The organism is Bradyrhizobium sp. 142 (assembly GCF_023074015.1).
Lineage (GTDB): Bacteria > Pseudomonadota > Alphaproteobacteria > Rhizobiales > Xanthobacteraceae > Bradyrhizobium.
Genome location: NZ_JADPKQ010000110.1, coordinates 143,255 through 158,301, shown reverse-complemented (window position 1 = coordinate 158,301; position 15,047 = coordinate 143,255). Strand labels below are relative to the sequence as shown.

General features: G+C 62.7%; 12 protein-coding genes. 5 read left to right on the top strand and 7 right to left on the bottom strand.

Features of this window, described 5'->3' with window-relative positions; all coding sequences use genetic code 11:
* Positions 1-490 precede the first annotated feature (490 nt).
* From IVA82_RS11425 to IVA82_RS11415, 3 genes are all read right to left on the bottom strand, one after another.
* A complete protein-coding gene (locus tag IVA82_RS11425; RefSeq protein ID WP_247391486.1) occupies positions 491-1,579 on the bottom strand; it encodes a TRAP transporter substrate-binding protein in 1,089 nt (362 codons plus the stop codon).
* Between the two features lie 199 nt (positions 1,580-1,778).
* On the bottom strand, positions 1,779-2,915 hold the full coding sequence (locus IVA82_RS11420; protein WP_247391485.1) for an Mrp/NBP35 family ATP-binding protein: 1,137 nt from the start codon (positions 2,913-2,915) through the stop codon (positions 1,779-1,781).
* A 54-nt stretch (positions 2,916-2,969) separates the two neighbouring features.
* Entirely contained in the window at positions 2,970-3,404 is a 435-nt protein-coding gene (locus IVA82_RS11415) for a VOC family protein (protein WP_247391483.1), read from the bottom strand.
* Between the two features lie 198 nt (positions 3,405-3,602).
* Here IVA82_RS11415 and IVA82_RS11410 point away from each other — a divergent pair, with 198 nt between their 5' ends.
* From IVA82_RS11410 to IVA82_RS11390, 5 genes are all read left to right on the top strand, one after another.
* Positions 3,603-4,472: an NAD(P)-dependent oxidoreductase gene (locus tag IVA82_RS11410; RefSeq protein WP_247391480.1), complete on the top strand. Its 870-nt coding sequence runs from the start codon at positions 3,603-3,605 to the stop codon at positions 4,470-4,472.
* Positions 4,473-4,494: 22 nt separating this feature from the next.
* Complete coding sequence (gene nhaD / locus IVA82_RS11405; protein ID WP_247391478.1) at positions 4,495-5,772, top strand: sodium:proton antiporter NhaD; 1,278 nt, start codon at positions 4,495-4,497, stop codon at positions 5,770-5,772.
* Positions 5,773-5,911: 139 nt separating this feature from the next.
* A complete protein-coding gene (locus IVA82_RS11400) occupies positions 5,912-7,507 on the top strand; it encodes a HAMP domain-containing sensor histidine kinase (RefSeq protein ID WP_148739543.1) in 1,596 nt (531 codons plus the stop codon).
* Between the two features lie 44 nt (positions 7,508-7,551).
* Entirely contained in the window at positions 7,552-7,755 is a 204-nt protein-coding gene (locus IVA82_RS11395) for a DUF1289 domain-containing protein (protein ID WP_247391477.1), read from the top strand.
* Between the two features lie 28 nt (positions 7,756-7,783).
* The gene (locus tag IVA82_RS11390) at positions 7,784-8,338 is read left to right on the top strand and encodes a TIGR02281 family clan AA aspartic protease (protein ID WP_247391475.1); all 555 of its coding nucleotides are present in this window, start codon (positions 7,784-7,786) and stop codon (positions 8,336-8,338) included.
* A 27-nt stretch (positions 8,339-8,365) separates the two neighbouring features.
* On the opposite strand, the gene dusA is transcribed toward IVA82_RS11390, so the two are convergent.
* From dusA to IVA82_RS11370, 4 genes are all read right to left on the bottom strand, one after another.
* A complete protein-coding gene (gene dusA / locus IVA82_RS11385; RefSeq protein ID WP_256469644.1) occupies positions 8,366-9,379 on the bottom strand; it encodes a tRNA dihydrouridine(20/20a) synthase DusA in 1,014 nt (337 codons plus the stop codon).
* A gap of 889 nt (positions 9,380-10,268) precedes the next feature.
* Positions 10,269-11,912 carry a carboxylesterase family protein gene (locus IVA82_RS11380; RefSeq protein ID WP_247493301.1) on the bottom strand — a complete coding sequence of 548 codons (1,644 nt, stop codon included), beginning with the start codon at positions 11,910-11,912 and terminating at the stop codon, positions 10,269-10,271.
* Between the two features lie 100 nt (positions 11,913-12,012).
* Positions 12,013-12,804 (bottom strand): fumarylacetoacetate hydrolase family protein, encoded by a 792-nt coding sequence (locus tag IVA82_RS11375; RefSeq protein ID WP_247391469.1) that lies wholly within the window; start codon positions 12,802-12,804, stop codon positions 12,013-12,015.
* A 62-nt stretch (positions 12,805-12,866) separates the two neighbouring features.
* Positions 12,867-15,020, bottom strand: coding sequence for a carboxypeptidase-like regulatory domain-containing protein (locus IVA82_RS11370; protein WP_247391467.1), 2,154 nt, complete (start codon positions 15,018-15,020; stop codon positions 12,867-12,869).
* Positions 15,021-15,047 lie beyond the last annotated feature (27 nt).

The following is a 15,047-nucleotide window of genomic DNA, read 5'->3' as shown; positions in this document are numbered from 1 at the left end:
GGCATCTGATGCGATGCTCGCCACATCGGCATGGCCTCGAACACTCCCTCTCGTTCGGCCCTTCGCCTGCGGGACGGCTTCGCAGCCTTCCCACCGACTACTACGGCCTCGGCTGACTTCTCGCTCCGGCTCGACACCGTCGCCCTTTCGGGCACAAGGCGAGATCTCCCCAGGTAAGAACGCACTCCTTCACTGCACGGCCGCCGGATCTACGCCGCTTCCCCTTGATCACGAGAGCTTCGCGGTTTCTGGCCCGCTCGCCCTGGTCGGCAACGCCTTCTATCCGGTTCTTGTCCATCGGCCCGCAGCTTCGTTCCACGCTTCCTCCCCACAATCGGTCGCCCTCATGCAGTTGCGCTTCACTTCGCTCGTTGTGATCAACTCACGATGGGACTTTCACCCATAAGAGTGCACCCATGCTGGGCGCACCAAAGAAAAGCCCGGCCTCGCGAAGGAGGCCGGGCTCTGTCGTTTGCGACTAGCGCGCAGATCAGCCGCGGGTGCGCGAGCGGATCATGAAGCTGTCGTAGGTGTATTCGGCGACCTGCCACCAGAGATATTCGTCGGAGCGGTAGGCCTGCATGGCGTCGATCGACTTCTTGAAGTCGGGGTTCTTGGCCGAGATCTCGGCCCACAATTCGTTGGTCGCCTTGAGGCAGGCTTCCAGCACCTCGTTGGTGAAGGGTCGAAGCTGGGTGCCGCCGGCGACCAGACGCTTCAGCGCCCCCGGGTTCTGCATGTCGTAGCGCGCGGCCATCCAGCTGTTGGCGTTGGCCATCGCGTTGGTCAGGATCGCCTGGTAGTTCTTCGGCAGCTGGTTCCACTTTTCCAGATTGACGAAGGAATGCACCGTCGGGCCGCCCTCCCAGAAGCCGGGATAATAGTAGTACTTGGCGACCTTGGCGAAGCCGAGCTTCTCGTCATCGTAGGGGCCGACCCACTCGGCCGCGTCGATGGTGCCCTTTTCCAGCGCCGGATAGATGTCGCCACCGCCGAGCTGCTGTGGCACCACGCCGACCTTCTGGAGCACCTGGCCGGCGATGCCGCCGATGCGCATCTTGAGGCCCGAGAGATCGGCGACCGTCTTGATCTCCTTGCGGAACCAGCCGCCCATCTGCGTGCCGGTGTTGCCGCAGGGGAACCCGATCACGTTCGACTTCTTGAAGAACTCGTTGGCGAGCTCGTTGCCGCCGCCCTGGTAGAGCCAGGAATTCTGCTGACGCGCATTGAGGCCGAACGGCACCGACGCAAAGATCGAGAAGGTCGGATCCTTGCCGACATAGTAGTAGGAGACGGTGTGGCACATCTCGACCGTGCCGTTCGAGGTTGCGTCGAGCGCCTGGAGGGCTGGGACGACTTCGCCCGCGGCGAACACCTGGATCTGGAATTTGTTGTCGGTCATTTCGGCGACGTACTTCGCCACCTGCTCGCCGCCGCCATAGATGGTGTCGAGCGACTTCGGGAAGCTCGACGTCAGGCGCCACTTCACCTCGGGCGAGGACTGCGCGATCGCCGGCGAGGCCACCGCGGTCGCCGCCGCGCCTGCTGCCGACACTTTCAAGAAATCACGACGCTTCATCTTCAGGTCTCTCCTTGCTGGGGCGTTTCCCCTAGACTTCCTCTTTGCCGCCGCTCATTCCGGCGGGCGCGTTCTAGGCCGCGTCGAACCGAAGGGGGCTTGACTGCCGGGGGCCTTTAACACGGAAGTCCCGCTTGCGGAACGCGACATTGGCATGACAGTGCTCGACGAAAGTCGCATGTCTGCCCATGCGCCCGGCTCAGAGTGCGGCAATGACGCCCTTGAGCTGATCGCGGACCTGCCCCGCAATGGCGCGATAGATCGCCGCATGAGGCCCGCCCGGCTCGCTGTCGACCACGGGGTTACCAGCATCCGAGGTGGCGCGAATCGCCATGTGCAGGGGGATCTCGCCCAGGAACGGCACGCCGAGCTTCTCGGCCTCGTGCCGCGCTCCGCCATGGCCGAAGATGTCAGACTTCGTGCCGCAGTGCGGGCACTGGAAATAGCTCATGTTCTCGACGATGCCGAGCACGGGCACGTTGACCTTCCTGAACATCGCAAGCCCCCGCCGTGCATCGATCAGGGACAGATCCTGCGGAGTCGAGATGATGACGGCGCCCTTCAGCGGCACGTTCTGCGCCAGCGTGAGCTGGGCATCGCCGGTGCCGGGCGGCATGTCGACGACCAGCACGTCGAGCTCGCCCCATTCGACGTCACGCAACATCTGCGTCACCGCCGACATCACCATCGGGCCGCGCCAGATCATCGCGGTCTCTTCCTCGACCAGGAAGCCGATCGACATGATGGCGAGGCCGTAGCGCCTGAGCGGAATCATCTTGCGCGCGTCGTTCAGTGCCGGCTTTTCGCGCAGGCCGGTCAAGCGCGGCACCGAGGGGCCGTAGATGTCGGCATCGAGCAGCCCGACCCTGAGGCCGAGGTCGCGCAGGCCCAGCGCCAGATTGAGCGCGGTGGTCGACTTGCCGACGCCGCCCTTGCCCGAGGCCACCGCGATCACGGCAGCGACGCCCGGAATCTCGGATTGCCGCGCCATCGGCGAGGCGCCGCCCTGCGGCGGCTTGTGGGCATGCACCGGCTGCACGCCCGGCGTGCCGCGGCTCGGAGTTGGCGGCGGGGGCGGCGCGGCGCCGGCCTTGCGTTCGGCGGTCAGCGCCACCATCGCGGTGGTGACCCCCGGAATGGCGCGCACGGCGGCTTCAGCCTCGGCACGGACCGATTCCCAGGCCCGGGCCTCGGCGGCATCGACGTTGATCGAGAAGAAAACCTTGCCGTCGGACGCGCTGATCGCGCTCAGCACATTGGCATTGGTGAGCGCGACCCCGCGCGGCGATTTGATCCGGCTAAGGCTGTCCAAAACCTGTTGCTGCGTCACGCTCAAAGCGCATCTCCTGAATTCAAGATCTGCCCCATTAGAGCGGAAACGCCCAAAAGGCTACTGCCTGCCGATATCGTCAGCCATCTCGGCAGGCGCGGCCCCCTGCTCCTTGGCCGCCTCGTAATTGAGCTCGATCATCACCCCGTTGGGGTCGTGGACGAAGATCTGCCAGAGCTCGCCGCCGGGCACCTGGCGCGAGTCGAATTTCATGCCCTTGGCAGCGAGGCGCTGCTTCATGCCTTCAAAGCCACGGCTGGCGAAGGCGACATGGTGGACAACTCCGGAGTCCGGTTTTTGCGGCTCCGAGGTCGGTGAAATATCGACGAGATGCACCACCGGCTTGCCCTCGCTGTACATCCAGGCCCCCGGGAAAGCGAAATTCGGCCGGGCGCCTTTTTCCAGGCCCAGCACGTCCTCGTAGAAGCGGACCGTCTCGGCCAGCTTGCGGGTCCGGATGTTGAAATGATCGAGCACGCCAACGCTCACGCCCATGCTTTCGCTCCCTTTTTTGAAGTCCTTGGTCGTCCCGACATCCTAGCACAGGAGGCCGCCAAACGAAGCCGTTGCCCTCCCGGCGCAACGGTTTATGGTGCGCCTCCGATCCGCCTCGCAGCGGAACTTGAAGACCCCCGCTGGCGTCCCGCGCCCGGCAAGAACCGTAAAACCCAAACTACCGACAAGGTACCACACATGGCTAAAGTCGCTTTCCTCGGTCTCGGCGTGATGGGCTTCCCCATGGCCGGACACCTCGTCAAAAAAGGGGGCCATGAGGTCACCGTCTACAACCGCACCGCGGCCAAGGCGAAGGAGTGGGCGGACAAGTTCGGTGGCAACACAGCACCGACCCCGAAGGCCGCCGCCGAGGGGCAGGATTTCGTGATGTGCTGCGTTGGCAACGACAATGATTTGCGCGCGGTCACGATCGGCGCCGACGGCGCGTTTGCCGGCATGAAGAAGGGCGCGACCTTCGTCGATCACACCACCGCCTCGGCCGAGGTCGCCCGTGAGCTCGATGCGGCCGCGACCAAGACCGGTTTCAAGTTCATCGACGCGCCGGTCTCCGGCGGCCAGGCCGGCGCCGAGAACGGCGCGCTGACGGTGATGTGCGGCGGCGCGGCGGATGCCTATGCCGGCGCCGAGCCGGTCATCGCCGCCTATGCACGGATGTGCAAATTGCTAGGGCCTGCGGGCTCCGGCCAACTGACGAAAATGGTCAACCAGATCTGCATCGCCGGGCTCGTCCAGGGCCTCTCCGAGGGCATCCACTTTGCCAAGAAATCCGGTCTCGATGTCGCTTCGGTGATCGAGGTGATCTCCAAGGGTGCGGCACAGTCCTGGCAGATGGAGAACCGCTACAAGACCATGAACGAGGATAAGTACGATTTCGGTTTTGCGGTGGAATGGATGCGCAAGGATCTCTCGATCTGCATCGCCGAGGCCCGCCGCAACGGGGCCAACCTGCCGGTGACCGCGCTGGTCGACCAGTTCTATGCCGAGGTCGAGAAGATGGGCGGCAAGCGCTGGGACACGTCCAGCCTGCTCGCGCGCCTCGCACGCTGACATCTGAAGGATTGAAGCTGCCTTGCTGACCGCGATCGCCGCAATCTTCGTCCTGGCCTATGCGGCGATCGCGCTCGAGCATCCGCTCGGCGTTAACAAGAGCGCTTCGGCGCTGATCGGCGCTGGGCTGCTCTGGACCATCTACGCGATTTTGACGGGCGACCACGCGCTGATCGGCCGTCAGCTCGACGAATCCGTCGCCTCCACCGCGCAGATCGTGTTCTTTCTGATCGGCGCGATGACCATCGTCGAGGTGATCGATGCCCATGACGGCTTCGAAGTCATCACCTCCCGCATCGGCACGACCAGCCAGGTCAAGCTGATATGGCTGGTCGGATTCGTGGCGTTCTTCCTGAGCGCGATCCTCGACAATCTGACGACCACCATCGTCATGATCTCGCTGACTCAGCGGCTGATCGCGCGGCGCGAGGACCGGCTGCTGTTCGCATCCCTCATTGTCATCGCCGCCAACGCCGGCGGCGCATGGACCGTGATCGGCGACGTCACCACGACCATGCTGTGGATCGGCGGCCAGATCAGCCCGCTCAACATCATGAGCGCCGTGTTCCTGCCGTCGCTGCTCAACCTGCTGGTGCCGCTCGCATTCGTCAGCTTTTCGCTCAGGGGCAAGACCATCGCGCCGCCGATGAAGGACGACGGATTGCAGAGGGTCGCTCCGTTCGAGCGGAACGTGATGTTCTATCTCGGGCTCGGCGTGCTGATCGCGGTGCCCGTCTTCAAGACGGTCACACACCTGCCGCCCTTCATGGGCGTGCTGCTCGGGCTCGGCCTCGTGTGGCTGGTGGGCGAGATCGTTCATCGCGACAAGGACGAGCACGTGCGCAGTCCCCTGTCGCTCGCCAACGCGCTGACGCGGATCGACATGGGCTCGATTGTGTTCTTCCTCGGCATCCTGCTCGCGGTCGCCTGCCTCGAACATGCCGGCCTGCTGTCCATGCTGGCCAGATGGCTGGATGCGACCATCGGCCGCCAGGATATCATCGTCGTCGTGCTCGGCCTTCTCAGCGCCGTCATCGACAACGTGCCGCTGGTCGCCGCGACCATGGGCATGTACGACATCGCGCATTATCCGCCCGACAGCTTCCTCTGGGAGTTCATCGCCTATTGCGCGGGGACCGGCGGATCGATCCTGATCATCGGTTCGGCCGCTGGCGTTGCCGCCATGGGGCTCGAGCGCATCGAGTTCCTCTGGTACGCCCGTCGCATCGCAGTTCCGGCGCTCGCCGGATATCTGGCGGGGGCCGTGGTCTACGTGGCGCAGCAAGCGCTGCTGCAGTGAGCGGCGTGGACCGGATGCAAATTAACGCCCGGTTAACGTAATTCTTTAGCTCCTTAAGTCACCTCTTAAGGATTTCTTGCCAGAGATAGACAATGCAGAAAGCCCGTCTCGCGCGGGCAGGAATTGTTGTTGTTGTTCGATGAGTAAAGCCGCTGAAAAGCCCGAGGTTGTGCAGCTTCCGGCCGAGCCGGTGAGCGCGCCATCGGCGAGCAGTCGCCGAGCGGCGGCGCAGCGAGTGCGCGAGGCGCGCGACAAGTTAACGTCGACCAGCGGAACCCGGCCCGCCTTCGATGCAGAGTTGCTCCGTCAATATGCCCAGACAAGACTGTCGGCCTCCTATGTCGTGATGCTGCTGGTGGTGGCGACCGGCGTGCTGTTCGGGCTTTGGATGCAGCCGATCCCGGCCGCGGCCTGGACCGCAGGCATGCTCTGCATCCATGTCGCGATGACCCGCAGCTGCCGGCGTTTCCTGAGCGAGACGTCATCACCCACAGCGACGCGCGTATGGCGGACGCGCTTCGTCGTGCTCGACCTGCTCTATGGCCTGTGCTGGATGGCAATCTTGATCCATCCCGTGCTCGACACGGTCACGGAAACGCTGATGATGTTCCTGATGCTGCTGGTGATCGCAGTATCGAGCATGCTGGCGGCCAATCTGCCGATCGCAGCCCTTGCCGCCACCGCGCCGGTCGCGGTTGCGATGGCGCTCAGCTTTGCGATGACCGGCTCGCTGGACAATTACATCCTGGCGGCGCTGGCTCTCTCGGCCGAAGGCTATTTCGTATTGCTGGCGCACCAGCTGCACTCTTCGACCTTCGCCACGCTGGAGGCGCGCGCCGAGAAGGACGCACTCATCGGCGAACTCGAACAGGCCAAGGCGATCTCGGACGAGGCACGTCACCGGGCCGAAGCCGCCAACGTCGCCAAGTCGCGCTTCCTGGCGCAGATGAGCCACGAGCTGCGCACGCCACTCAACGCGATCCTCGGCTTCTCCGAGGTGATGAAGAGCGAGATTTTTGGTGCGCATGCGGTGCCCGTCTACAAGGAGTACTCCGGCGACATCCACAATTCCGGCGTACATCTGCTCAACCTCATCAACGAGATCCTGGATCTGTCGCGGATCGAAGCCGGCCGCTACGAGCTGAACGAGGAAGCGGTGTCGCTTGTCGGCATCGTCGCCGACTGCCATCATCTGATGAAGCTGCGCGCCTCCAGCCGCGGCATCACCATCCACGAAGTGTTCGAGCAGGGCATGCCGCGCCTGTGGGCCGACGAACGTGCAATCCGTCAGGTCGTGCTCAATCTGCTGTCCAACTCGATCAAGTTCACCCCGCAGGGCGGCGAGATCTGGCTCAAGGCCGGCTGGACCGCGTCGGGCGGGCAATATCTTTCCGTGAAGGATACCGGCTCCGGAATTCCCGAGGACGAGATCCACGTCGTGCTAGCCTCGTTCGGCCAGGGCTCCAACTCGATCAAATCGGCCGAGCAGGGTGCGGGCCTCGGCCTGCCCATCGCAAAGAACCTGATCGACCTGCATGGCGGCACGTTCACGCTGAAATCGAAGCTGCGGATCGGCACCGAGGTGATCGTCACCTTCCCGCCAGAACGCGTGATGAGCGCGCTGGCGCCGCTGTCGGAGGATGCGCCGCCGCTCCAGCCGGAGAGTTCCGCGATGCCCGACGAGAAGCGCCGGCCGCGCCACAAGCCAATCATGAGCGCAGGCACGGGCTCTTAAACAGATGCTTGCAGAAATGCCCGACGAACCCTCACTATGCCAAAATGAGCAAAGACACGCCGTGCGTCGCCGTCTGCATGATCGACCCCAAAACCAAGCTGTGCTTCGGCTGCGGCCGCACGCTGCCCGAGATCGCGCGCTGGCACGCCATGGACAGTGCGGAGCGGCTCACAGTGATGGCGATGCTGCCGGCACGCATGTCGGCAGCCGGATTGCAGCCGATCGCGGGATTGTCGAAGCGCGCCTGACCAGCGTGCGCGCGCGTGGAGGCGTGCGATGATTCGCTTCCTGCTCGTTCTCGTCATGCTCGCCTGCACCGCTGGTGCCGTCGTCGCCTATGGCGATCCCGACCAGATCGTACGCGCCAGCCACAGGGTCTCGCACATGTTCCGCGGACAGGCTGCATCACCCGCGCCCGCGGTGCAGATTCAGCGCGGCCAGGCCGGCGAGTTCGCGCTGCGCGCCAAGATCAACGGCGTTGTCGCACCGATGGTGATCGATACCGGCGCGACCTCGGTCGTCCTGACCTGGGAAACCGCGAGAGCGATCGGGCTGCCGCTGGAGATGCTCGAGTATGATGTCGACCTCGAGACCGCGGGCGGTCACACCAAGGCGGCCCGACTCACGCTCGACCGTCTCGCCGTCGGCCACCTCGTCGAGAAATCGGTGCCGGCGCTGGTCGTGCAGCGCGGACAGATGAAAACCAACCTGCTCGGCATGAGTTTCCTTGATCGCCTGGAGAGCTGGGGCGTGCGTTCCGACAAACTGATGCTCACCGGCTATCCGGAGCTTCAGGGCGGCCACCGCCGCTCGCGCACAGCGGTCGACTAGGAGCAAACGGACCCCGAATGCCTGTGACTAGGCAGCCGCCTCGGCCGGCGCGCATGTAGCAACGCGTGCGATCGCATCGCGCAGCACGCCTGTGTCTGCGCCCGGCTTCGTCCCTTGCTCGGCGAGATGGCGGCGGAAGGCGCGCGCGCCGGGCACGGCGTGGAACGCGCCGACGAAATGCCGTGTGATGGCGTGTAGCCGCGTTCCGCGCGCGAGCTGCTGCTCGATATAGGGCATCATCGCCTCGAGCACGTCCTGCATGGTCGCATGCGGCGCCGCCTCGCCGAAGATGTCGGCATCGACCGCGAGCAGCCGCCACGGCTCTTGATAGGCGGCGCGTCCGAGCATCACGCCGTCGACATGGGAAAGATGCGCCCTCGTCTCGTCGATGCCACCGATGCCGCCATTGATGATGACCGGCACATCCGGCATCGCGCGCTTGAGCCGGTAGACGCGGTCGTAGTCGAGCGGCGGGAGGTCGCGGTTCTCCTTCGGCGACAGACCGTTCAGCCAGGCCTTGCGGGCATGCACGATCAGCGCGTCGCAGCCGGACGCGACCACCGCTCGCGCGAGTGCATCGAGTGCCGGTTCCGGATCCTGGTCATCGATGCCGATGCGGCATTTCACCGTGACGGGAACGGCGACCGCGCGCTTCATCGCTTCGACACACGCCGCTACGAGCTGCGGCTCCGCCATCAGGCAGGCGCCAAAGCGGCCATCCTTCACGCGATCGGACGGGCAGCCGACATTGAGATTGATCTCGTCATAGCCGAAGTCCTGCCCGATCCGCGCGGCCTCTGCGAGCTGGCGTGGATCCGAGCCGCCAAGCTGAAGCGCAACCGGGTGCTCGAGCGCGTCGAACCCGAGCAACCGCTCCTGGTCGCCGCGAATGACCGCACCGGTGGTCAGCATCTCCGTATAGAGCAGCGCCCGACGGCTCAGATGACGGTGAAAGACCCGGCAATGCCGGTCGGTCCAATCCATCATGGGTGCAATGCAAAATCGATGCGATAACATATTGATGTTATTTCGCTTTATCATCTGATCCGGAATAGCTGATTTTTGGGCCGACTGAAGTTCAAAGCTGACTATTGGGGCATTTTCCTTTCATTTCAAGTTCTTAAGTCGATCGCCGGTTCGTCCCTTGATGGCGCCGCACTTTCTTCGGTACAGCATTGCAGTACCGAAGGAGTTCATGCAGTACCGCGCTAGTTTCAACCCTCCTTACCAATCCCGTGCAAAGTAACGGGCCGCTCTGGCGACGCCTAGCTAGGATAGAACAAGCGCCATCGTAGATTTGGCGGCGATAGAGCAAGGAAACCTGCAGACGGCGATCCCGAGGTTGGCGTTTGCGCAATCAGAACCGCAGACTTGCGAAAGCTTCGGCCCATATTGGGCTCGAAGAATGATCGTTGCCCTCCGAAGGCAAAGGTCACACGTTCGAATCGTGTCGGGTGCGCCAGATTTTCCTTATCTTCCAGCGGGGTATGTGCGCGCGTACTTGGGCTCGGGCTCTGCCTGATTCCAGCGAGCAAGCATTAATCAGGAGAATCGTCTCCGAGCGCAGAGAACTGACGATGTCGGTCGAAAGGTCGCCGACTTAAGAGCAACGATCGATTCCGTAAATACTGGATCTATCTGGCAGCCGGACGCGTGATACCTCATCCAATCTTCGCTTGAAACAGCTAAGGGGGCACTGGAGCGAACTCAGCTCGAAAGTCCACGATCGGACGAAAGCGATCGATATCGCGGAGACTCGAAAGGGGGCGCGTTTTCGGCGCCGCCTCGCTATCGGCATGATTGCTCGACATGCCGCGTAGCGCGGTCGCTCCTCCCCTCTGCAAATCGGCGCGAAACGACGTCCTTCAAATGTCACGACTTTCAGAAACTTGTCGTTCCGAACGGGGACCGCTTCACTACATGCTCCAGGCTATTCGCTCACACCGTAGAACTTCATCTGGTAGTCGTGGAACAGCCTGCTTCGACCTTCGGCACTCGTGCCCAAATATGGCGAGTCGTTCGTGGAGCGCGTCGACTTCTCGTCGAACGACAGATAGGTGCCGCTGTTGGCTCGGGTGCTCCGGGACCAGGTCGGCAAGGTGTCTCCGTTGGGGTCGCCGGTCTTGACGAAATTGACCCACATCGACGACGCCTGCTCCGCAAGTTCGAAGTCATAGGGACTCCACTGGCGTTGACCTGGATCATTGCGAAGGGAGTTGAAGGTGTACCAGAGGTCCGACGAATGCCATGCGCCATAGAACTCGCGATCACGTCCGGGCGGGGGGCGATCGAAGTAAAACACATACACCCTGCTGGCCGGATTTCTGGCGGTGAGGAGTGGACCCGCAATCCGGTTCTGCTCCAGCACCAGGTCCGCCTGGGCTTTGAGGTGCTGCCGGTAAGCATCGAGCTTAGTGGAGGCCGGGTAGAGCTTTTCAAACGAATACCTGGCATACAACTCTTCACCGAGAAGCTTTTTCCAATAGGCATGGAAGGCAGGAATTTCCATCACCTTGTCCGGCGCGCCGTCCAGGGCGGTCCTCTCGTCGGCGACCGTGCCAATGATGACGTCCACACCATTGAGCGCGCCCTCCTTCAACAGGTCAACCGAATCCCTGGTCAGGACGTTACCGTCGATAACTGCATACATGTTGCTCGTCACGCCGTACATCTCATCGGCCTTTGCCGGGTCTTTGTAAAACTCCTCGATCGGGAGCTTCCTCAGGTCGTCCTGAGTGCTGCCGGGGAAGTATTTCTGAAAGACCGGGCCGGCCGCGGCCATTTTGTCTTCGAGCGTCACATAGTTCGGCTTTCCCGGTTGCGCCATCACCGTGGGGCTACTGTGCATGATCGCGCGATGGAACAGACCCTTGGCCAGCGGCGTGGAAAGAAGAGTTCTGACGTTGCGCGATCCGGCCGACTGGCCGGCGATCGTCACATTGCCCGGGTCGCCGCCGAACGCGCCGATGTTCTTTTTCACCCACTTCAGTGCTTCCACCGCGTCGAGGACCGCAAAGTTTCCTGCTCCTTGGTCTTTCATTCCAGGCAGTGCGAGAAAACCCATGATGTTTAGTCGATAGGCTGCCGAGACAACAATGATGCCCTTGGCTGCCAGCTTTGCCACGTTGAACTCAACCTCGGAATTGTTGCCGTGGCGATTGCCGCCGCCATGGTAGTACAACATCACCGGTAACGAACCGGTGGCAGGTTTCGGGGGAACCCAGATGTTCAGGTAGAGGCAGTCCTCGCTGTCCTTCGGATTCCTGGATGGATCCCAATAATATTCGTTGAAGTAGAAGGTCCCTGGCGGATTCGCGCTGGCGAGCTGGTAGCACCGGTTCGGCCATGCGGTGCTTTCTCTCACCCCCGACCATGACACCACGGGCTGAGGCGCCTTCCAGCGGTTGTCGCCCACCGGCGGCGCGGCGAACGGCACCGCCTTGTAGACGGTGACCCCCGCGACGTCGGTGGGGATGCCTCGGATCTTGCCGCCTTCGACCGAAATAGATGGATCGGAAGTCTGGGCAACGGCAGACGAAAAAATCAGTCCTGCCAATCCCACAACGGAAATCATTTTGTGGAGCCTTATCATCCGCTTCCTTCCCTTCAAAGCTGCCGGCGTCATTCGGCCCCCGCTTGGGTGTAAGTGCGACATTCGGCACATCAACAATCGTCTAGACAACCTTGATCGACATGTCCGGCAGGCCCTCGAGCTTGCACAGCAGCACGTCGCCCTTCACAACGGGGCCGACATTCTCCGGCGTACCGGAATAGATGATGTCGCCGGCCCTCAGTTCGAAGGCTTCCGAGAGCTTTGCGATCTGCTCGGAAACGCTCCAGATCATCTTGCTGAGATCCGAGCTCTGCCGCACGGTCCCGTTCACTGCCAGCGAGATGGCGCCCTTCTCGAAATGGCCCGTCTTGCTGGCGGGATGAATCGGCCCGATCACCGCGGCATAGTCGAAGCTCTTGCCGATCTCCCAGGGCTTCTTCTCCGCGGCCATGCCGTTCTGGAGGTCGCGCCGGGTCATGTCGAGGCCGAGCGCATAGCCATAGACGTGATCGAGCGCCTTCTCGGCGGGGATGTTGGTGCCGCCGGATTTCAGCGCCGCAACGAGCTCGACCTCGTGATGATAATTCTTCGTCAGGGACGGATAGGGATGATCGGCGATCTCGCCGATCGCGACATTCTGGATCGCGTCGGTCGGCTTCTGAAAGAAGAACGGCGGCTCGCGGTTTGGATCCGAGCCGCGCTCGATCGCGTGCGCCGCGTAGTTGCGCCCAATGCAGTAGATGCGGCGGACCTGAAATACCTGGGTTTCGCCGACGATCGGGATCGTCACCATCGGCACCGGGAAGATCGACTTGGGCCCCGCTTGCGCGGCGGCTGGCGCCGTGTCGGTGATACCTGCCGCTGTGATTGCGGCTGCGGCGGTGAGCACATTGCGTCGTGACGTCTTTTTCATGATACCGTTCCACCAAGGAGTTGGTGCTCTCGTTGAGAGCAGTCATTCGAAAGGCCAAACAATCAATGGGCCAGCGGATCCGGCCGCATCTGCACTTTATAGACTTTGGGTGATGCCTCCTTGCCGCCCTCGCCATGGAAGCTCGCTCGTGTCCCCGTGGTGGTCCACAAGCCGCGACCTTTCCAGCCTGCATTGGGATCGTCGATACGGCCGTCGACATTCTTGGTGAAGAAACCGAGCGGATATGGATTGCGCAGATTCACGAACTGGCCGTTGACGAGAGCCAGCAGCGACTCGCTGCCGTTGGCGCTGGCGATCGGCACATTCGCGCCAAGCCCGAACGTGTTGTAGCGATCCACCCAGACATAGTAGGCGTGATTGGCGCTGCCGCCGGCATCGAGCCCTCTGAATTGCGGTCCCGGCATACGCCAGGATTTCCATCCCTCCGAACACTGCTTGCCTTCCGCGGTAGTCGGACCGTTGAGCGGGCCCTTGCAGAGCTTACGATCGAAGCTTGCGAGATGTCCGCTGGACAACACCGTCCACACCACGCCGTCGAGTCCGATGTCGAGACCGCGCGGACCAAACATGCCCTCCGGCGGCTGGTATACTTCGGCGAGCGCAGTGTTGGCCGGATCAGGCCCCGGCAGCACTCGGACGATGTAGCCAGGCTGGTCGATGCGCGAGAAGCCACGATCCATCGCCTGGCCCCAGACTGTGTCGTCGGCCGGGTTCGGCATGATGCCGTAGAAGGACGCGGCGATGCGCTTGTCCTTGGTTGGATCGAGCGGGTCCTTGTGCTCGACATAAGCGTCACGCTTGCCATTGCCATTGGTGTCGATGATCAGTGGGGTCCAGCCCTGCGATTTCACGGCATCGAGCGTCTCGCGATACTGCTTGGTGTTGAGCCAGCCGACGATGCCGCCGCCGAGGCCCGGACCGCCGGAGCTGGTCCACAGCGTCTGACTGGCATCATCGTCAAAGTAGAGGTGATGGGTCGTGAAGCAGGTGTTGATAAGGTCCCACTTGCCCGTTGCCGGATCGAAGCGTGAAAGCTGCCGCAACGAGGTTGCCTGCGGCGCGACCTTGGCCGACGGCAGGTCCGAGCCTTTGCAATAGTCCGGATTGGCCGGCGGGCGCAGGCGCGCGGTGAACCAGACCTTGCCCAGCTCGTCCATCATGACGTTATGGATGCTGGTATGGCCATCCCAGATCGGCTCGTCGTCCCAATAGGCCGACGGACCGCGCGGGGCATCTGTCGACGACGGCGTATTCGGATCGAGATAGGGATGCTTGATGGTGCCCGCGACATTCTTCACGGGGTCGAGCGTGGGCACGAGATCGGAGCTTTCCTCCGACGATCCGTAGATCAGGCCGTTGGCGTTGACGCGCGGGTTGCGCTTGTCGGTCGATATCGCATCGTGCTGGTAGCGCGTCGGCGCGGCCCAGTCCCACATGGTGTAAACAACATTGCGCTCGATGCCCTTCGGCCGTTCAGGCCTGTCGAACGGCAATTCACCGGCTGCGACGCGATCGGTCCATTTCGAAAAGAGGTCGTAGACCTTCTCTGGCCCCATGCTGGCGAGAACCGTGGCCATATATTCCTGAGCCTGGCCGGCCTGGGTGCGGACCGCCCATGCGGTGTGGGAATCATAACCGTCCGTGAACAGCTTTGGAATTTCGCGGATGCCCCGCGATCCCAGTGCGTGGCAGGACTGGCACATGTTCTTGACCGTATCGACCCATTGCGCCTGCGACTTCATGGTCTCTGGTATCTTGTTGCCCTTGTCGCCGGTGCCCGGAAATTCTTCGGGCTTCGGAATGTCGAGCATCGAATACCAATACATGCCCGGGTAGTTTTGCGCGTCCTGCTTCGACGTGGCCGCAACAGCCTTGAAATCCAGCACCTTGCCGGGACGGGCCTCCTGCTGGGACGTATCCTGAAGGCCATAGCCGCGTACCCAGACCTTGTAATAGGCGGCAGGGAGCTCGGGGATGACGAACCTGCCCTGATCGTCGGTCACAACCACCTTCGCGTACTTGGTCGGCAGGTCCCTGGTCTCGGCGATCACCCAGACGCCGGCTTCGGCGCCCCTGTCGCTGACCACCTGCCCACCGATGTCGTTGGCGGATATCTCGATCGTCGCCGCCGACGCGCCTCCGTGCAGCAACATGGTTGCGCCGATGCATCCGGCGAGGAACTCCTTGCCCGTCATGATTCTTCCCTTCTCTATGGTTTTTTC